This window comes from Bacillus cereus group sp. BfR-BA-01355, assembly GCF_022663675.1.
GTDB classification, from domain to species: domain Bacteria; phylum Bacillota; class Bacilli; order Bacillales; family Bacillaceae_G; genus Bacillus_A; species Bacillus_A thuringiensis_S.
This window is the reverse complement of record NZ_JAKUFY010000035.1, coordinates 37088-55109: the sequence shown is the minus strand read 5'-3', so window position 1 is coordinate 55109 and position 18022 is coordinate 37088. Positions and strand designations below refer to the sequence as shown.

The window sequence follows — 18022 nt, the reverse complement described above, 5'->3', positions numbered from 1 at the left end:
AAGAAAAACCATCTGTTACAAAGCAAAGAGCTTTTTCTGGACGCCCAACATCTTTTCGTGATTGGAGAGCATCTAGTCAAAAAAATTAGGGAATGTTATGTGAAATGATAAGTAAAAAAGTACAGTCTGCTGTAGAAAAGACTGTACTTTTTTATGTCAGTAGAGAATGTTAAGGTAGACGTATTTATTTGGCCTATTCCACTTTTAATTGGAGTTCTTTATCTAACTTATCATTATTAATTTTTAAAGTTAATCCTTGCGTGTTTTTCGGTACATCAAATACAATGTTTCCTTCCGAACTTTCATTAGGATTAACAATATTAAATTTGAATGTGGAGATATTTGCAGCTTTAAGTACTAACTGATATTCATTGGAAATGTGATATTCTCTTCCAAATCCATCAATTAATTTAAAGTTGTTGATATCTAGTGTAATGGGTTCTTCTTTGTGATTATAAACTGCGATATCTAATACTTTAAAGACACCTTGTGCTTTAACTTCTCCAGTCCCTAGAACATCTAATGACTCGGCAGATCCCATTGACATGTATACATCAGAGGAATCTACATTGGTAGGAAGTTCTTTTTGCGGAACCTTGCGATTAAGTTCGTTATTCTCTGTTTTTTTTTGAAGTCTTTTGCTCGTTTTTCGCAGATGTATCATGTGAACTGCAAGCTGATACTCCAAACAAGAATGTGCTACATAATAATGATGTTAATAACTTTTTGTTCATTGTTTGTTTCTTCCTTCCAAAATAGAAGCACTTTTAATGAGTGCTATATATATTTATCTTTATATGTATTACATTTTATATCTTATTATATTGATTTTGGAAGGAAAAGGGAAAATATTGTGCATTTCTCTGATTCGAATTATTTATCTGTCTAAAAGTTGAAATTAAAATGAGCCCCATAAATGATAAACCATTCCACTAACAAAAAACACTAATCCTAAAAATAAAACAATTAAAGCAAGCACTCCATTTTTATTATGTTCCATAAAATTAGCTCCTTTTTCATTTACTTACATACAAAAGCCTCTAGTCGTAATTATAGCTAAAGACTTTAATCTTCATACTTTGTAGTTTATAAAAAAGTTGTACTTCTGTATTAATTTGGAATATGATTATTTAAAGAGAAGGTGATGAGTACATGCAGGAAACAAAACAATTCCCACTTATATCGGGAAATCTCTCATTAGATTTAGTAAATACAGAGTTAGTTAAGCGTGGACAACGTTATGATTTATTAATAACAGATGAAGATGTATTAGAATGGCTATATGTAATAAAGGTTAATCTTCCTTTTTTGAATGGAAAAACATTTATAGGGGTTCAAGAGCGAATGAAGCTGGTTACATCTAGTATATTAGAAATAAGAAATATAATGAGAAAGCAGTTTGAGGCAATTGCTGATCAGCACGAAATTTCCAATGATTTTATTACGTATTTAGAAAAACAAATTGAGAAAGCACCGTTTACATATAAAATCATTGAACAGCAGCTAGTACCTATCCCGGTTGGAGAAATCGAGGATGTACTCACATCGTTAATTGCATTTGATGCTTTAACTTTAATAGTAGAAAATAAGCTTATTTCCCTTAAAAGGTGTTCAAACCCTGACTGTGTTTTATTATTTATAGATAAGAGTGGAAAACGAAAATGGTGTTCTATGAAAATATGTGGGAACCGGAAAAAGGTAGCAAAATTCCAGAATCGAAAATGTGAAGAAGTTTAGGGAATCAACTTATAACAGTTGATTCTTTTTTTGTATTCTTGAACTAACCCTTAAAATTAATGTTTACAGGTTAGTTATGTCAGGTTATAATTGTTGGTAAATAAAGGAGGAGAACGATGGATAATATAACAGCAACTAAGCAGAAAGATCCTCAACCAATAAGTGTACGATATTTTACAAAAATGAAAGGGAAAGGAAGAAGCCCATTACAAGTAAATGTAAAGGACTCTTTAACGGGACTACTAGGGGGATTTTTAACAATTCTTACCTTAACATATTTAACGAGCATAACCTCTACAGAATTATTAATGGCTCCATTTGGGGCGAGTTGTGTATTAGCGTTTGGAGTTTGGAATGCGCCATTATCTCAGCCGCGTAATATTATTGGAGGACATTTGATTTCAACTTTCATCGGTCTATCAATATATCATTTGTTTGGGAATGAATATTGGACAATTGCTTTAGCGGTGGGGATGGCAATAGCCGTTATGATGTTAACGAGAACGACGCACCCTCCAGCAGGCGCCGATCCGATTATCGTTATTTTAGGGGCAAATAGTTGGAGTTATTTAGTAACACCAGTTTTAATTGGCTCCGTTGTTATTGTAGTTATTGCTTTATTCATTAATAATATGAGTAGTAAAAGAAATTATCCAACTTTTTGGATGTAGTTTGTGAAGTGAAAAATAATTTAAGTGAGTATTCTATTCTTACTATGTTTTCATTTCACATACATTTTAGTTTACAAAGAAAAGACACCCATATAAGAGTGTCTTTTCCAATAGTTTTTTAGCAGAAGCAAGAAGCTCCAACGATGATTAATAAAATAAACAATACAACTAATAGTGCAAATCCTCCAGAAAAACCGCAGCTTCCACCGCAACTACCGCCAAATCCCATAATAGTTCCTCCTTTAATAAGAGGGGAAAACAAAGGGTCACTCGTGTTTTTTAACGGATTCCATTTACTTTATGTTTTGAAGTATAAACATGAGCGGGTCCTTTTGAAAATAAAAAAGACACCTTGAGGTGCCTTTTGTCCAATGTAATTTCATTAATATTCGTTAGCATAAAACTCTTTTATTAATTTTATTTCATTTGTATCTGGATTAAACTTAAATATTTTAATTTGATTAGATTCGTCTTTGTATGCAAATGTATTCTCACCAACTTGGGTCATATTGCTCGTGTTTACGATAGGTTCACTACCGTGATCAGTGATTTCCACAGTTTTCTCACGATCCCAGAATGCAATGACAATAATCAAAACGATAAGACATACACGTATAAAACGTAATTCTCTTGCAACAGGATGTTCCATCTGTTAGTCTCCTTTACTGTTTGATAGATTCTGTTTATAAAAGAGATAATTCCTAGGAATAGAATATAAATAAAAAAGACACTTTAAAAAGTGTCTTTTTTATTTTAGTTATGCGCATTACTTAATAAGACGCTAGTTCCTCAGTCTGGCTATGAGTAACTATGTAGGGTGATTTCATTATAACATTTTAACCAGTAATGGGTCTATATGGAATTTAGTTGATTTTAATTTTGATTATTCATAACTATTTGTTAAGTGTTTAGATGAAGGAACTAAGCTTGTTTTAGAAGAGTATTTAGATGAACTTGATATAGGTGCTATGTCTTATACATTGGTCTTGCGGCAATACAACTGGAGAAAGGGGAGGTTTGCATTAATCGAGCGAGGGGAAAATCGTGAGCTTTGGGAAGAAGCTGATGTAGAAGATTATGAAGAGAGAAAGTTTTACATACATTAAAAGCACAGCTGATAAAGTGTAGAGTTATATTTCCCTTTACACGAACATAACGGTATAATATAGTTAAGTTAAGTAAACTTAACTATTAAGTGAAACGAAATAAAAGCATGGAGGATGCTATGACTAGAACGTATAAAGAAGTAATTAATGAAATGAATCGAGCCTATACGGAACTCTATATTTTACTATTTCAAGATTTAAAGGATGAGTTCGGTCTTACTGGGCAGCAAGAGAGCATGTTATTTCATATTCATTTAAATGAAAACACGACAGCAAATAACATTGCGAGTACGTTTAATATAACGAAAAGTGCTGTGAGCCAAGTTTTATCGAAATTGGAAAAACAACAGATGATTTCAAAACAAGTAAACCCTAATAATAAAAGGGAGTATTTTCTTACACTTGGTCCAAAAGGTAGTAAGTATATAGAGCGGTTGTCTGAGTTAGATGATGTATTAATTGAGAAATACTTTTCCAAAATCGATATAAATGCCCTAGAGCAAATGACCGATACGTTAACGAAAATAAATAAAGTGATATTGGAAGAAAAGCAGAAGGATATTGATTGTAATGAGTAAGAAGCAAGATGAAACAATTAGTAGAAAGGAGGGGAAGCATGTGATGAGTTACATACCGAATATGATTACGATAGCAAATTTTGTGTGTGGGCTTTTGGCTATTCACGCTGTTTTCGTTCACGATATTTATTTGGGAGCAGTTTTTATTATTACGGGTATGTTGTTTGACCTTTTTGATGGCATGGTCGCTCGGAAACTTGATTCTGTTTCGGAAATAGGCGGAGAGCTAGACTCATTTGCGGATTTAGTTACTTTTGGTGTGGCACCGTCTATTCTTGCATATAGTGCTTCGTTAAAAGATTTACAGTCTATCGGGATGATATGTGCCCTCGCGTATAGTATTTGTGGAATGCTTCGGCTTGCGAGGTTTAACACACGGCAAAGCAAACTCCCAACATTCATCGGAATGCCCATTCCATTTGCGGCGATGTGTATCCTCATTTTATGCCGCCTAAATAATCCAGTTTCCGTGGCATTTGGTACATGCGTACTCGCTTATTTAATGGTGAGCAAAATCAAATTTCCTCATTTTAAAAAAGATATAGCTGAAAGCTTGAAGCCTGAAAGCTTGGATTGATGATACGGAACTACAATGAGAAAGATAAAGGAGAATAACATGATTCGTATGGCACTAAGATCGTTCAACATACAAATGTATTGTTTGCTAGGCGTAATGTTATTGGGATGGTTGCTGACACCTTTTTCAGCCCAGTTTGTAGGGATAAGTATTGGCCTTTTGGTGAGTATGTACTGCGCCTGGATTTTAGGAAGGCGTATTGAAAAGTTCGGAGATAGCATTGTAAAAAAAGAAAAAGCACCGATGCTCGGAATGATGAATCGGTTCGCAGCCGCAATACTCGGTGCGATTATTATGTATGAAATAGAACACCATGAATTCATGTGGACATTCGCTGCTGGAATTATGGGGGGATATTTCTTGGTTATTATTAATTTAGGGTATTACAGTATGAGGGATGCGGAGGAATAAAGAAAAGACACCCTAAGGTGCCTTCCTTCGACTTGAACCATTTTCATTTAATACGAATCTATCCGTATTACCCCTTTGTTATAAATGTAAACACACCCTATAAAACAGAATCATCTATATACACCAGATTGTTAGTTCATAAAATACAAGAAATTTGAGATTAGTATCGGAGTAACGCCACATCCCCTAAAATGATTGATATGTTACGCCTATCAAAAGAATCTGCTTTATAGAACGTGTCCACAGTTTATATTTTACTATATTTAATATTCATTAAGTGTATTTTTTGTTAATATGTATAATTACATAAAGTTGAAGGCGAAAGAGAGTATGCTTTCGTATTGTGTAATGAAGAAAAAACACTTTAAGGTGCCTTCTTTCGATTGGAATCATCTTAATTGTATTGCGTCGTTATCATATAAGAAAAAAGACATCAATTAAGATGTCCTTTTTTCTTTGTAAAATTGGTGTTAAGAAGGTATAACCTATGAATAATATAACAATCATCGAGTAAGTTTATTATAGCAGCGATAAATAGGGTTTTTATATGTAATATTACATATATATAGATTTATTTATATTTTATTTGTATATTTTAATTGTCTGTTCCTTGTTTTAATTCGTTTAGTTATATTATTTTTTGAGTGCTCCAGCAATGGAGCCTTTTTTTAGTATTCTATTTTGATGATGTTCCATAAGATTAGCACCTTTTAAAGCTGTTTTTATATAAAAAGCCTTTAACTTGTAATTATAGCTAAAGGCTCTAAGTGTCATACTTTATAGTTTATAAAATCTTATAAGAAGAATAACCAGTATTTTATATAGAATTTATTCCGCTATTTGCCGGGCTGCCTGTAAACGCCCAAGTGGTGAGAGCTGATTAAAGTTTCACTTTATAATGTTTTTTATCCAATTTGGAATTGAAAATGTACTAGCTTGATAATGAAGCTAGGTTATTAGAAGTGAAAAATTTTAGTTTTATTATAATTAATAGAAATGAAAGTAGTGTAAATATAAATCCACTCCAAATAAGTTGATGAATACCTAAGTTTGAAATGAACCAGCCTCCAATAGTTGTTCCTAGAGTAATTCCGAGATTTGAGAATGAAACGAATAGGCTATTACCAAATTCGGGTGCTTCTCTTGCTTCACTTATTAACCATGTTTGACCAACAATTAATCCACCAGCATGCACGATTCCCCAAATGAATACCATAAAAATCATTGGAACAAGATAAGAACCTAAATAATAAACCAATATGTAAACAATAGAATATAAAATAGGGAACGATATTACTGTATTTACTATGCTTCTTTGCAAGAGACTACCAAATAAATGATTGCCTAAAATCATAACTATACCAAATATGAATAGCATGATACTGATGAGAGATCCATTCATGGAAGTTACTTTTGCAAGGTACTCGGCGAAGTAGCTGTATACGGAAAACATAGCTGCAAAAAGGAATGTGATGGTTAAAATATTTAACCATAATCCTGGTTTGCCGAGTATACGAATTTGTTTGCCGAAAGACATTTTTTCTTTAACGGGCATAGAAGGAAGTGAGATTAGCATTCCAATGAATGCAAGGGCGTTAATAAGCGCTCCGAATAAGAAAGCAATTTCTAATGAAAATTGATCTGCAAGGTAAGAGGTTAATGGTACACCTAGTGCAAAGCCAACCGTAATTCCCATGAAAACTTTTGTAACCGCTTGACCACTCTTTTCAGGAGGGGCAAGTTTAGCAGCTGTTACAAGAGCGATTGAAAAGAAGAGTGGGTGAAGTGCTGCTGGTAAAATACGAAAAACAAGCATGATTTCAAATTGTGTTGTATAAGCGTAGATTATATTTGAAATAACAAAAACAAAGATGACTGTTAATAAAATTATTTTGCGATTAATACTAGAAATGAGCAGAATTAAAAACGGACCAGAAATAGCAACGACTAGTGCGAATATACTTACTAAAAATCCTGCTTGTGCAGTTGAAATGCCAAATTTCTGAGTGATTTGTGGTAATACGCCGACAATACCCATCTCGGTAGTAATAATTCCAAACACCCCTATTGCTAGTGTAAGAATAAGTAAAGGACTTACTTTTTTCATTTGTAAAACTCTCCATTCTTATTATTATTTTGAAAGTAAAATCGATTTATTAACAAAGAAATGAGCATGATTGGATGTCAATAGTATTAGAATTATGTAATGTTAAATACAAAGACAGATATCTAAATAACTAGATATGATATGTTAAAAAAATGCTCCTTTCTATGTTTCTTACTTTTATAGGTAGCGAAGTTTTAAAAAGAATGTATTGGACAGCTATATAAAAGTAGAATGTGTGAAAGCAAATAATCAATTGGTAGGTTGATTATTTGCTTTCATTTTATAATTCGTTTTGAACGTATTCAGAAAACTCTCGTATTGTTTTTTCATTTCGGCGATAGTAGGTCCATTTTCCAATTCGGTCAGATTGTAGTAAACCTGCTTTTTTCATAGTTAATAAATAACTAGAAATAACCGATTGGGCTAAGCCAGTTTTAAGCTGGATATCTCCTACGCACACTCCAACTTGAAAACTAAGGCCTTGCTCTAGATAAGCTTTTTCATCGAAATGGTTTTCTGGATTTTTCAACCATGATAAAATTTGACATCTTGTTTCATTTGACAATGCTTTATAAATTAATAAAGGTTCCATAAGGATATTATATCTACTTTTATAGATTTGTAAATGGGTTTGTGTGATTTTAAGGGAAGAAGGTATAGTTGATCCCCTCGAATAGGAACAGGGTGCTCTTGATCTGTACCTTTTGTAAAGGACATTCTAAAAAAAGTTAGGCAACCTAAAAAAGATGATTTCTGTATGCAAACAGGAGTCATTTTCTTTAAATTCTATTGATAGCAAGAGTGATTATAGTACGTCATATATTTCTTAATTTCATGTGTTAACTGAACAAACGATTCACATGAGTTTATATATGCTGCATCGGTTAAAGTATTACAGGCAAAAATGATAGTATTGTTAGGTTTAAGCATGTTGTTGCCTAGCTATCAATGGCGGATTCCTAAGAAGAGTAATAATAAAACCCAACTGAAGATTTAAGAAAAATTTTATGTTTATCCCACTCTTTATTTTAAAAGTTTTTCCTATCCTATAAATGACTTACATCATGAAGGAGACTAAAAAAGACAAAGTCATAGATGAAAATGTAAAGTTAGGGGATTCTACATGCATACAGGAGTTTTGATTAGTTATTTGTATACGTATTTTTTTACTATAATTTTTTGTATTGTGTTTCAAATTGGATTTTATTTTAAAGCGAAAAACAATATATCTATTCGGCATTTTTTATGGGTGTATGTTTTTCTATTCTACCTTTCGCTAGTGTATAAGGTGACGCAAATCGCGACTGTATGGGATATAAGTAGATATGAAACGTGGATTCGTGTAAGTCAAATCAACTTGACTCTATTTGATACGGTAGGTAGTACTACGTATCTTTTGAACATTGTACTGTTTATGCCGTTAGGTTTTTTATTACCGACTATTTGGCCGCAGTTTAGAAAGATAAAAAACACCGTATGCGCGGGATTCTTTTTTTCATTGGCAATTGAGTTAAATCAATTACTAAATAATAGAATTACAGATATTGATGATTTATTTACGAATACCCTTGGGGCAATTATTGGGTATGTCTTATATAAAGTATTATATACAGCGTTATTTAAATTGATATTGAAAAGAGAGGAAAAAAAGCTTGATACAAACTCGTCTCTAGTCATAAAATACGAGGCTGTTTTTTGTTTAGTGTGTTCATTTGTAGGTGCGATGTTCATTTATTATCCAGCTTTATTTGGAAGACCTGTAATCATTCAGTGAGGTGAGTATGAATTTCTTTTGAACGCTCGAGCGATATTTCAATTTGTAAAAAGCCTTTAACTTGTTATAGTTAAAGGCTTTTATCATCATAATTTTTACTTACCAATTACCCACTCTAACATCCGCCTTCAACCACTTCACCCAATCCAAATCCTCTACCTTAAGCAAACTGAGAGAAACACCCTTCATATCTAAAGAAGTCAACAGCGTACCAACCTTTACGAACTCCACATGTAATCCTTCCAGTTCACACAAACGGCGAATGTCATTTGCGAAAATGTATTGTTCCATTAATGGAGTTGCGCCGAGTCCATTAATAAGGATAGCGAAGTTGTCTCCTTTTCTCCAGCGGTAAATACTTTTTAGTTTGTTCATCAGTTCAATCGCTAATATTTCAGAAGAGGATAGTGCTTCTTTACGGTAACCTTTTTCTCCGTGAATGCCGACGCCATAAAACACTTCATCATCGTTTAATGTGAATGAAGCTTTTCCTTTCACTGGATCGTTGGCAGGGGAAAGGGCAACTCCTAATGTGTGTAAGTTTTCAGTAATAGAACGGCCGAGTGCTGTTAGTTCTTCTAAAGAATGTCCTTCAAGAGCGGCCGCACCAAGTATTTTTTGAACGAAAACAGTGCCAGCTACGCCGCGTCTTCTTTTATTAAAAGAAGCATCATCTTCAATTGAAACGTCGTCATTTACGATGATGTGGTCAATTTTTCTTCCTTCTTCTTTAGCAATTTGCTTTGCCGCTAGAAAGTTTTCAACGTCATCTTTAAAGTTTTTAATGATGAATAAAATATTTTTATCTTTCGGCATGAGGCGAGTTGCCGCCACAATTTGTTCCACTGTAGGCGGAGTGAAGATGCTTCCGTTTACTGCTGCCGTAAGCATTCCTTTTCCTACATAGCCAATATCAGCGGGTTCATGTCCGCTACCACCGCCGCTTATTATAGCAACGTTTTGCTTCAGTTTTTCAATATCTTTTACATAAATGATGTTATTTGTTTCGTCGTAATTTACTTTGTCGTTATGTTCAAAATAAAAGCCATGCATCATATCTTGAACAATATTTTGTACATCATTCATAATCTTTTTCATTGCTTTTGCCACCCTTTAATTACTTTGCTGACTGCTCCAGTAATAGTAGTAATTGATTGTTTATCATATTTTTCATGAGAGAAGACATAATGGATGGATTTACTTCGCACTTGCTTTCAATCCAATCTTTTATCGTTCCAACGAAGCCGTGACTATAAAAGGAGGCAATCGTATTTTTCGTTTCAATAGAAAGAGTTAAGCCACAGTTCACGGATAGTTCATCAATAATCTTCATATATAAGTTTTTCGTGTGCTCAAATAAATAGTGATTAAACGAGTTTTGTTCAATGACTTTAAAAGCATTTCGGTAAAATTTTTGATTTTCGTAAAAGTAATCAAATAATAAATCGAAAATGTTTTCCCATGTTTCATAATCGAGAAAGTCGATAATGTTTTCTTTCGTTTCTTCTCTATAAATCCAGCTTAATAGTTCAAATTTATCTTTAAAATGATAATAAAAAGTTTGCCTACGCATTTGACAGTGTAACATAATATCGCTCACTGATATTTTATGAAACGACTCTGTTTCCATTAAATATTTCAATGAGTTCGCGATTATTTTTTTAGAAATTATAGAAGAGGTCATCTGAATCATCCCTAGAATGTTAGTAATATAAAAATCCTATCTATAAATGAGAGCGGTGTCTTTAGACAGATTGTCCATTTTGTCCGTTTACTATAAAACGCTTTCATTTTAACATGAGTAGTAAGAAGAAGATTTCAAATATATCACAATATATTAAAGGAATTGAGGGATAATCACAATGAAAAAGATTATAAACAAACCAGAAACATTAGTAATGGAAATGTGTAACGGAATGGTTATGGCTCACCCAGAGCTTGAACTTTTGAAAAAATATAAAGTTATTAAGAAGAAAGAAATGAACGAAAACAAAGTAACGTTAATTAGTGGCGGCGGTAGTGGCCATGAGCCGGCACATGCAGGATTAGTCGGAAAAGGAATGTTAGATGCGGCGGTGTGCGGAGATGTGTTTGCGTCACCTTCACAAATTCAGGTGTATCAAGCGATTAAAGAGACAGCTAGTAAAAAAGGAACGTTATTAATTATTAAAAATTACAGCGGCGATATTATGAATTTCAAAAACGGAGCTCATTTAGCGACGGAAGATGGAATTGAAGTCGACTACGTAAAAGTGGATGATGATATTGCGGTAGAAGATAGCCTATATACAGTAGGACGCCGCGGCGTTGCGGGAGTTATTTTAGTTCATAAAATTGCCGGCGCAGCAGCGGAAGAAGGTATGGATTTAGGAGCGGTGAAAGCTGTAGCGGAAAAAGCAGCGGCTAACGTGCGCACAATCGGTTTAGCGTTAACTTCTTGTACAGTTCCAGCGAGCGGATCACCTACTTTCACACTTGCGGAAGATGAAATGGAATACGGCGTAGGTATTCACGGCGAACCAGGAATTAAGCGTGAAAAAATGCTGTCAGCAGATGAACTAGCTAACCGTATGACAAATGATCTTGTAAAAGATTTAGGAGTAAAAGATGGCGAGGAAATCGCACTTCTAGTTAACGGTTTTGGCGGAACACCACTGCAAGAACTTTACTTATTTAACAACGCAGTGACGAGAGAATTAGCTGCTAGAAACATTAAAATCAATAGAGTATTCGTCGGTAACTATATGACAAGTATCGATATGGCTGGCATGTCTTTAACAGTGATGAAGTTAGATGATGAGTTAAAAACATTACTATCAAAAGAGTGTAATACACCAGCGTTTAAAGTAGATGGGCCAGTTGAAAGTGTAGAGTACGTGAATGTGCTTGAAGAGAAAGAAGAGAAGGAAGTTTCCTTTGAAATAGAAACGGCGGAAGAGCACGCTGTTATTAAGGATAATGTTATTACATTAAACAACATGATTTATCTCGTTGATAAAATGAGCGACGTTATTATTAAAAACGAAGTACCGTTCTGTGAGTTAGATACACACGCAGGTGACGGCGACTTCGGAATGAGTGTGGCAAAAGGATTTAAGCAATTAAAACGTGAGTGGCATTCTATTGTAGATCAAGAGAACGTAACGATTGGGTCATTCCTTGACGGTTGTTCAATGATTATTATGGAACATTGCGGCGGCGCATCTGGTCCAATTTGGGGTGGTGCATTCCGCGCAGCTAGCAAAGCAGCAGGAGAAAAACGTGAGCTAACAGTGAAAGAATTCGCTGAAATGTTGCAAGCAGCACTTCAAGGTATACAATCTATCGGAGAAAGATCATTTGGTAGAGGAGCGGTAGTTGGTGACAAAACACTTGTTGACGCGCTTGCTCCATGTGTAGATTCTTGGTTAGATAGCGCTTCAAACGAAGAAGACATGAAAACTGCTTTTGAAAAAGGAGCAGAAGCAGCAGTTAAAGGAGCGGAGTATACGAAAGAAATCGTAGCTCGCATGGGCCGCGCCGGTACAGTTGGTGAAAGAAGCTTAGGCTATCCAGATGCAGGTGCACATGCACTTGGAGTTATCTTTACGGAGATTGCGGGTAGTTTGAGATAGAAATTAGAGAAACCCCTCTGCCTTATGGTGGAGGGGATCTTTAATTATAACCATCATTCTTCCAGTGAAAAAATTTATTTGTTAGCCAATCTAGAAGCCGCCTCTTCAACTTCTTTATACGCATTTTGTAATACTTCATGTGGATCTAGTACTGCTGTTCCTTGTGCACGAACGATTTGATAATCTTCAATACCTAGGAAATTAAACATTGCTTTTAAATATTTATGAGAGTATTCCACTTCTGTATACCAATCATCATTTGTATAAATTCCTCCACTTGCTTGTATAACAAGCATTCTTCTTCCATCTTTAAGTAATCCGACTGATCCAGTTTCAGTATATTTAAATGTTTCACGTGCAATCATGATATTGTCCATGTAATCTTTTAACTTTGATGGAATATTAAAGTTGTGCAAAGGTAATACGATAACATACGTATTTGCACTTTTAAATTGTTGTAAAATCTCGGACATACGCTCTGTTACTTTTTGTTCTTCATCAGTTAACTTTTGTCCATTTCCTTGCTTTTCCCATGCGCTTAAAACAGTTTTATCTATCATTGGTACTACATCATCGTATAAATTAATCTGTTCAATCGTTTCATTATTAGGAATTAATTCTTTATAAGATACTAAAAAGTGGTTAAGAACCTTAATGCTGACTGATGATGGATCATCCACTTTCGGATGTGCGTTTATGATAAGTGTTTTGTTCATTTGTATTTCCCCTTTTTAAAAGTTTTTACGTTTATATTAAAGACCAAGTTAATCGACGATTAACTTGGTCTTTAATATAAACTCTGAAATTATTTTTGTCAAATGAAATACATACTATTCTAAAAGAGCTTTTTTTATTTGACTAAAATTCTAAATGGTCCTAAGATACAATTTGATAACCCTTAAAATAAAAAGCAGGTGATTTGTATATGCAATATAGTGTTGGGGTTGAATATGCCTTGCATTGCCTAGTTTATTTAATTAATACTCCTTCCAAGGAAAGTGTTGGAATAAAAGATTTGGCAGAGTTTCAAGGACTTTCTGAAACATTTCTTTCAAAAGTTTTCGGTAAATTATCTAAAGCTGATATTGTGAATTCTGTCCCAGGTGTAAAGGGAGGATATAGGTTAGCTAAGTCTCCAGAAGATATTTCTTTTTGGGATGTAATAGAAGCCGTCGAAGGCCCAAAACCTATTTTTCAATGTAAAAATATTGTACAGAATGGTGTACTATATCGGGATGAGGCTTGTAATTCTTGTGAACCTAGCAATTCTTCTTGTACAATTAACTTAGTAATGCTTGAAGCAGAAGAACACATGCGTGAGTTTCTTCGCAAAAAGACTCTTGCATGGTTAGATAAAGAACTTGACATTGCTTTACCTGAAAAGATAAGGGGAGATACTCGTGAATATTTCAAACAAAAAAACTCTAACTAAATCGCCATGACGAATTAGTTAGAGTTTTTTTGTTTTTTTATATTAATTCCATCATGTGAGTACTTCATCACAAATTCCTTCTTTAAATATCACATTTAATTAACTCATAAAGTTTCAAATTGATTAACATTAAAATTCTAAAAAATACAATTTTATTTTCGTAAAAAGTAAATGAATTTATGTGTTCAGATATTTTAAATATAGTGAAAATTACCTTTGAAAAAGGAGCAGAGTATACGAAAGAAGCTTAGGATATCCAGATGCAGGTGCACTTGCACTTGGGGTTATCTTTACGGAGATTACGGGTAGTTTGAAATAGGAATTAGAAAGTCCCTCTGCCTTAGGGCGGAGGGACTTTTATATATTATTCATTTGTATCTATATCAAATTTTCCGGTACTTTTTGCTTATTTGAGAGATTTCTTCAATCAAATTGTATTTTAGACTTAGTTTTTTTGTGATTGCAGCTTATCAATTTTCCAGTATGTTTGTAGAGGGTCTAAAGAGCTTTCAATATAAAACATATATTCATCTACGGTACCTGGTGCTTCAAAAGCTATTTTCAATTCTACCGTTTCATTTGGTTTAACTTGTATATCAGAAGGGTTTTGATCAAGCACCTTTCCTTTATAGATCTTTCCGTCTTTTTCATCTTTTAAGTTATATTTTAATTCTGATAGTCCAATCGTTTGACCTCGTACATTTTTTACAGAGACATTAACCATGACGGAATCGTTGCTAGCATTTAAATATGCACTTTGAACAGCGGCCAAGTAATAGCCTCCCTTAACACTCTCGCCAACTAATAAAATACCTTTTTCCAAGCGGCTCATATCTTCCTTTTCTTCAAAGTTTATTAATTCTTCATTTACATTTTTTGCGCTTGGTTCTTCTATTGGAGCATTTTCAACGGCACTATCTGTTTTATCTTGTGTGCAAGCAGCCGTAACACTGACTAATACTAGAATGAAAGTAAGTAATATAGATAATTTTCTCATAAAATTTATCTGTCTCCTTAAGTTTCTCAATTTTGTGCAGCTATACATATAAGATTAACATAATGTCTCATTATTGGCACAAAATAGGGGTGGGTTAGACATCTTATTCTTTTTAATTTTAATATACATTCGATTGGTTCTCGCGATATTTGTTAATCTTTTAAAACATTAGCTTAGTAATACCGAGGGTTATTATAGATATATTAATCATATAATTTGTCCATATCAAAATGAACGTTTTTTGCATCTAATATATTGTAAATATATTTTATTTTGAAAGGATGTGATTATATGGCTCATAAATCTACTGGGGTGTTTCGAGTTCCAGTTTCTGAAAATGGGATTATTCCAACTGCTCTCAACATTATGTTAAACAATGATTCATGCTGCCATACTAGTAATGTAACGGTAACTGTTAAGAGAAGCCGAAACACTTTTTTCCCAACTCAAAATGAATTAGTTGAAATCTCTCGTACTTTTGTTTCTTTAGAACCAAACAGAACAACTAAGATTGTGTTGTTTACTCCAGAATTCCAAATAGAAGATTTCCTTGATGTCATCATTAGTGGAAATAAAGATGATGTTAAGGATGTTCTTGTATATTCTTTCTTAGCAGATTCAGTAGGGCATAATCTGCCATCTACTGTTTTCAGAAATGCAGAATACACTTTTGCTTGCTGACACCGTGATGATGTATTCTTTACGGTCGTATATCTGAATTGAAATGTTAAATAGGAGTTGATTTAACATTTATCCCGTATTAACGGGCTGCCCGTAAATGCAGCAGGCGAAAAACGTGAGCTAACAGTGAAAGAGTTCGCTGAAATTTTGCAAGCAGCACTTCAAGGCATACAATCTATCGGTGAAAGATCGTTCGGTAGAGGAGCGGTAGTTGGTGAAAAAACGCTTGTTGACGCACTTGGGGTTATCTTTATGGAGATTGCGAGTAGTTTGAAATAGAAATAAGAAGATCCCTTCTACCTTAAGGTGGAAGGGATCTTCTTATTATTGTTTTTTGATATATATTGCTAAATATGTTCCAATAATTAATTCTACTGTATTGAGAATAATATCAGCTACATCAAAAAAACGACTTATAAAAGGAACTAGTATTTGAAGGAGTTCCACCTCAAACATACTCCTATGCATATAAATATGTTTGAGGTGGATTTTTTAAAGAATTTTATATAGCATGAATGAAAATGGGATAAATAAAACAATGTTTCCTATTATGTTTTTAAGAATTAATTGAGTAGGTACTTGTAAAAATAAAGAAAAGATACCAAAAGGAGCATTCTGCCGACTTAAATTATTTTAATATTATCGTTCTAAGTTTAAAAGCTATAGGGATTTTTTCTGTGGGATTTGTAAGTAGTTTTTACGAAATTATGAGTGTTTTTTATTTTGTAATTCAATAAGTTCATCTGGTAGCATTTTTGTATAATATTCTTTTTCTGTTAGTTCAAATATAAATAATGCTTTTTTCCAGTTATAAATAACATCTTCTACATTATGTTGTTTAATTTTTAATAAAAACTGACCTTTTAAATAGAAGAGTTCACCTAATAGGTATAACGTATTTAGATTAATTGCTAATTTGATGCCCTTATCAATGTATTTTATTGCCTCTTCATGTTGATATGTGAAGTCCAAAGATTTTGCTAAATTTAACATGATTTTCAACTTAATTTCTTTATCTCTAGGAAAATCTAACTTATTAAAATTACTTAAACATCTTTTTAATATATTAATACTTTTTTCATATTCTTTATTTTTCGCATAAAATATAGCCATTGTTTGCATAATATCTATTTCTCTTTCTGATAAAAAATCAGAATTAGTTAAAGTCAGTTTTAATGCATTATTTAAAAAATCTAAAGCATTTTTTAATGATTTATCCACTATAAATATAGCAATTGCTTCATGCCATATTAGAAATTGTTTCTCTTCTTTTGTTTGAAAATTATTTAAGTTTTTCTCTTTTTCACTATTTCATAAAGTTCTTTATATTGTTTTTGCTTTAAGCAATCTTTTATTACGTATTTTACATTTTCTACATATTTTAATCTTTTATTTTGAGTTAGTGCAAATATATTATTTGGATCAATACCAAGTCTTTCTGATAATTGATATAGCAATATACTAGATGGATAAATCATACCTTTTTCAATCTTGCTAATTTGACTTTGTGAACATATTCCATGACATAATTCGGATTGTGATATATTTTTTTTGATTCTAAGTTCTTTAATGGTAATACCCAAATCGTTAAATTCCATTCTTCCACCTACTATTTAGCACTTTCACTTTATTAATATAAGAATATTCCCTAACCTTAATGTAATGTAAAATTAATATAGTTGCAATTATTGTTTTAAAGGAATAAGATGCTGAGACTTTTATATGTACAAAAAAGATACCTTAAGGTATCCTCGCAATTGATATATGAGACTATAGTTTTCCAATCAGAAAAAATTTTGGATCAGCCCATTAATGATATATCGTGATATTTAGTTTACTTAGTATGGATTTTTACAAACCTTCCTAATCCCTCTATTTTCCATTTGATAAAATAAAATCCTAATATTACCAATAATTAAATAAATATTTCTACATATTCAAGATATTTACATAAATTACAAAAGTGATACATTTAAGTTGTAAGTTATAAAAACTATTAAAGGGGGATTTATTATGTTCAAGAAATTAGTAGTAGGGCTATTGGCAACAGGTATTGCATTAACAGGAGGAATTGGGGCAGCTTCAGCTGATACGCAAAAAGCTGTGAGCTCTCCGAAACAAGCAACATGCTCAATTCCTTATGAGTATTCTAACGGTAAGTTCAAAAGAACTCTTTATTACTCAAATGGAGTATATGCTAATAGTTTTAATGAAAATGTTTGTGGCGGGACGATTACGTGGTATTTAAAACATGTTCAAAATGGAGTTGCTTTTTACGAAGGTAATTTAAAATAGTAGATTTTTTGAACCTCATTTATTGAGGTTCTTTTATTTTTA

19 protein-coding genes and 5 pseudogenes are annotated in these 18022 nt (G+C 32.9%); 13 read left to right on the top strand and 11 right to left on the bottom strand.

The features are described from left to right. Window positions 1–193: 193 nt before the first annotated feature. Window positions 194–734 (bottom strand): annotated as a pseudogene (locus MR167_RS14270) (DUF4352 domain-containing protein). Between the two features lie 418 nt (window positions 735–1152). Here MR167_RS14270 and MR167_RS14265 point away from each other — a divergent pair. Together MR167_RS14265 and MR167_RS14260 are read left to right on the top strand one after the other, a co-directional pair. Continuing rightward, a complete protein-coding gene (locus tag MR167_RS14265) occupies window positions 1153–1737 on the top strand; it encodes a CGNR zinc finger domain-containing protein (protein ID WP_242314857.1) in 585 nt (194 codons plus the stop codon). A 116-nt stretch (window positions 1738–1853) separates the two neighbouring features. Then, window positions 1854–2408: an HPP family protein gene (locus tag MR167_RS14260; protein ID WP_000368843.1), complete on the top strand. Its 555-nt coding sequence runs from the start codon at window positions 1854–1856 to the stop codon at window positions 2406–2408. A 118-nt stretch (window positions 2409–2526) separates the two neighbouring features. On the opposite strand, the gene MR167_RS14255 is transcribed toward MR167_RS14260, so the two are convergent. Both MR167_RS14255 and MR167_RS14250 read right to left on the bottom strand, forming a co-directional pair. Beyond that, window positions 2527–2637, bottom strand: coding sequence for a YjcZ family sporulation protein (locus MR167_RS14255; protein ID WP_000505686.1), 111 nt, complete (start codon window positions 2635–2637; stop codon window positions 2527–2529). Window positions 2638–2790: 153 nt separating this feature from the next. Further along, entirely contained in the window at window positions 2791–3057 is a 267-nt protein-coding gene (locus tag MR167_RS14250) for a YmzC family protein (protein WP_000400973.1), read from the bottom strand. Window positions 3058–3304: 247 nt separating this feature from the next. On the opposite strand from MR167_RS14250, the pseudogene MR167_RS14245 reads away from it, so the two are divergent. The 4 genes and pseudogenes from MR167_RS14245 to MR167_RS14230 form a co-directional block, all read left to right on the top strand. Then, window positions 3305–3564: pseudogene (locus tag MR167_RS14245) on the top strand (hypothetical protein); the annotation flags it as partial. A gap of 69 nt (window positions 3565–3633) precedes the next feature. Next, window positions 3634–4092: a MarR family winged helix-turn-helix transcriptional regulator gene (locus MR167_RS14240; protein ID WP_000198951.1), complete on the top strand. Its 459-nt coding sequence runs from the start codon at window positions 3634–3636 to the stop codon at window positions 4090–4092. Next, window positions 4085–4669, top strand: coding sequence for a CDP-diacylglycerol--serine O-phosphatidyltransferase (gene pssA / locus MR167_RS14235; protein ID WP_000038934.1), 585 nt, complete (start codon window positions 4085–4087; stop codon window positions 4667–4669). The genes MR167_RS14240 and pssA overlap by 8 nt, the downstream gene beginning before the upstream one ends. Window positions 4670–4708: 39 nt before the next feature. Further along, on the top strand, window positions 4709–5080 hold the full coding sequence (locus MR167_RS14230; protein ID WP_000620598.1) for an ATP synthase subunit I: 372 nt from the start codon (window positions 4709–4711) through the stop codon (window positions 5078–5080). A 931-nt stretch (window positions 5081–6011) separates the two neighbouring features. Here MR167_RS14230 and MR167_RS14225 read toward each other — a convergent pair. The 3 genes and pseudogenes from MR167_RS14225 to MR167_RS14215 form a co-directional block, all read right to left on the bottom strand. After that, window positions 6012–7187, bottom strand: coding sequence for an MFS transporter (locus tag MR167_RS14225; RefSeq protein ID WP_000757911.1), 1176 nt, complete (start codon window positions 7185–7187; stop codon window positions 6012–6014). Between the two features lie 280 nt (window positions 7188–7467). Continuing rightward, entirely contained in the window at window positions 7468–7779 is a 312-nt protein-coding gene (locus tag MR167_RS14220) for an ArsR/SmtB family transcription factor (RefSeq protein WP_000433538.1), read from the bottom strand. Between the two features lie 194 nt (window positions 7780–7973). Next, window positions 7974–8075 (bottom strand): annotated as a pseudogene (locus MR167_RS14215) (TetR family transcriptional regulator); the annotation flags it as partial. Window positions 8076–8310: 235 nt separating this feature from the next. Here MR167_RS14215 and MR167_RS14210 point away from each other — a divergent pair. Then, a complete protein-coding gene (locus tag MR167_RS14210; protein WP_000556849.1) occupies window positions 8311–8961 on the top strand; it encodes a VanZ family protein in 651 nt (216 codons plus the stop codon). A gap of 99 nt (window positions 8962–9060) precedes the next feature. Here the strand turns inward: MR167_RS14210 and dhaQ are convergent, their stop codons facing one another. Beyond that, window positions 9061–10059 (bottom strand): DhaKLM operon coactivator DhaQ, encoded by a 999-nt coding sequence (gene dhaQ, locus MR167_RS14205; RefSeq protein WP_017762868.1) that lies wholly within the window; start codon window positions 10057–10059, stop codon window positions 9061–9063. Window positions 10060–10078: 19 nt separating this feature from the next. Continuing rightward, a complete protein-coding gene (gene dhaS / locus MR167_RS14200; protein ID WP_000204218.1) occupies window positions 10079–10645 on the bottom strand; it encodes a dihydroxyacetone kinase transcriptional activator DhaS in 567 nt (188 codons plus the stop codon). 178 nt (window positions 10646–10823) lie between these two features. Between dhaS and dhaK the strand changes: the two genes are divergently transcribed. After that, window positions 10824–12575, top strand: a complete 1752-nt coding sequence (dhaK, locus tag MR167_RS14195; protein ID WP_016097856.1) for a dihydroxyacetone kinase subunit DhaK — start codon at window positions 10824–10826, stop codon at window positions 12573–12575. Between the two features lie 74 nt (window positions 12576–12649). On the opposite strand, the gene MR167_RS14190 is transcribed toward dhaK, so the two are convergent. Continuing rightward, complete coding sequence (locus MR167_RS14190) at window positions 12650–13291, bottom strand: FMN-dependent NADH-azoreductase (RefSeq protein ID WP_016097857.1); 642 nt, start codon at window positions 13289–13291, stop codon at window positions 12650–12652. 209 nt (window positions 13292–13500) lie between these two features. Between MR167_RS14190 and MR167_RS14185 the strand changes: the two genes are divergently transcribed. Together MR167_RS14185 and MR167_RS33685 are read left to right on the top strand one after the other, a co-directional pair. Further along, a complete protein-coding gene (locus tag MR167_RS14185; RefSeq protein ID WP_242314855.1) occupies window positions 13501–14007 on the top strand; it encodes an RrF2 family transcriptional regulator in 507 nt (168 codons plus the stop codon). A 232-nt stretch (window positions 14008–14239) separates the two neighbouring features. Further along, window positions 14240–14326, top strand: a pseudogene (locus tag MR167_RS33685) (DAK2 domain-containing protein); the annotation flags it as partial. Between the two features lie 126 nt (window positions 14327–14452). Here the strand turns inward: MR167_RS33685 and MR167_RS14180 are convergent. Continuing rightward, window positions 14453–15004 carry a hypothetical protein gene (locus MR167_RS14180; RefSeq protein ID WP_242314854.1) on the bottom strand — a complete coding sequence of 184 codons (552 nt, stop codon included), beginning with the start codon at window positions 15002–15004 and terminating at the stop codon, window positions 14453–14455. 291 nt (window positions 15005–15295) lie between these two features. Here MR167_RS14180 and MR167_RS14175 point away from each other — a divergent pair, with 291 nt between their 5' ends. Continuing rightward, a complete protein-coding gene (locus MR167_RS14175) occupies window positions 15296–15685 on the top strand; it encodes a hypothetical protein (RefSeq protein WP_242314852.1) in 390 nt (129 codons plus the stop codon). 126 nt (window positions 15686–15811) lie between these two features. Next, window positions 15812–15964 carry a hypothetical protein gene (locus MR167_RS14170; protein WP_242314851.1) on the top strand — a complete coding sequence of 51 codons (153 nt, stop codon included), beginning with the start codon at window positions 15812–15814 and terminating at the stop codon, window positions 15962–15964. Window positions 15965–16390: 426 nt separating this feature from the next. On the opposite strand, the pseudogene MR167_RS14165 reads toward MR167_RS14170, so the two are convergent. Then, window positions 16391–17283: pseudogene (locus MR167_RS14165) on the bottom strand (helix-turn-helix domain-containing protein). 415 nt (window positions 17284–17698) lie between these two features. Between MR167_RS14165 and MR167_RS14160 the strand changes: the two are divergent. Next, on the top strand, window positions 17699–17980 hold the full coding sequence (locus MR167_RS14160; protein ID WP_000473837.1) for an LCI fold-containing protein: 282 nt from the start codon (window positions 17699–17701) through the stop codon (window positions 17978–17980). Window positions 17981–18022: the final 42 nt, after the last annotated feature.

What these genes read in the sequence shown, in the direction of transcription:
- MR167_RS14160 (WP_000473837.1), top strand. Translation starts at nt 17,699, where the DNA reads ATGTTCAAGAAATTAGTAGTAGGGCTATTGGCAACAGGTATTGCATTA.
- MR167_RS14255 (WP_000505686.1), bottom strand. Translation starts at nt 2,637, where the DNA reads ATGGGATTTGGCGGTAGTTGCGGTGGAAGCTGCGGTTTTTCTGGAGGA.
- MR167_RS14225 (WP_000757911.1), bottom strand. Translation starts at nt 7,187, where the DNA reads ATGAAAAAAGTAAGTCCTTTACTTATTCTTACACTAGCAATAGGGGTG.
- MR167_RS14265 (WP_242314857.1), top strand. Translation starts at nt 1,153, where the DNA reads ATGCAGGAAACAAAACAATTCCCACTTATATCGGGAAATCTCTCATTA.
- MR167_RS14190 (WP_016097857.1), bottom strand. Translation starts at nt 13,291, where the DNA reads ATGAACAAAACACTTATCATAAACGCACATCCGAAAGTGGATGATCCA.
- MR167_RS14220 (WP_000433538.1), bottom strand. Translation starts at nt 7,779, where the DNA reads ATGGAACCTTTATTAATTTATAAAGCATTGTCAAATGAAACAAGATGT.
- MR167_RS14240 (WP_000198951.1), top strand. Translation starts at nt 3,634, where the DNA reads ATGACTAGAACGTATAAAGAAGTAATTAATGAAATGAATCGAGCCTAT.
- MR167_RS14210 (WP_000556849.1), top strand. Translation starts at nt 8,311, where the DNA reads ATGCATACAGGAGTTTTGATTAGTTATTTGTATACGTATTTTTTTACT.
- dhaS (WP_000204218.1), bottom strand. Translation starts at nt 10,645, where the DNA reads ATGACCTCTTCTATAATTTCTAAAAAAATAATCGCGAACTCATTGAAA.
- MR167_RS14260 (WP_000368843.1), top strand. Translation starts at nt 1,854, where the DNA reads ATGGATAATATAACAGCAACTAAGCAGAAAGATCCTCAACCAATAAGT.
- pssA (WP_000038934.1), top strand. Translation starts at nt 4,085, where the DNA reads ATGAGTAAGAAGCAAGATGAAACAATTAGTAGAAAGGAGGGGAAGCAT.
- MR167_RS14185 (WP_242314855.1), top strand. Translation starts at nt 13,501, where the DNA reads ATGCAATATAGTGTTGGGGTTGAATATGCCTTGCATTGCCTAGTTTAT.
- dhaK (WP_016097856.1), top strand. Translation starts at nt 10,824, where the DNA reads ATGAAAAAGATTATAAACAAACCAGAAACATTAGTAATGGAAATGTGT.
- MR167_RS14180 (WP_242314854.1), bottom strand. Translation starts at nt 15,004, where the DNA reads ATGAGAAAATTATCTATATTACTTACTTTCATTCTAGTATTAGTCAGT.
- dhaQ (WP_017762868.1), bottom strand. Translation starts at nt 10,059, where the DNA reads ATGAAAAAGATTATGAATGATGTACAAAATATTGTTCAAGATATGATG.
- MR167_RS14250 (WP_000400973.1), bottom strand. Translation starts at nt 3,057, where the DNA reads ATGGAACATCCTGTTGCAAGAGAATTACGTTTTATACGTGTATGTCTT.
- MR167_RS14175 (WP_242314852.1), top strand. Translation starts at nt 15,296, where the DNA reads ATGGCTCATAAATCTACTGGGGTGTTTCGAGTTCCAGTTTCTGAAAAT.
- MR167_RS14230 (WP_000620598.1), top strand. Translation starts at nt 4,709, where the DNA reads ATGATTCGTATGGCACTAAGATCGTTCAACATACAAATGTATTGTTTG.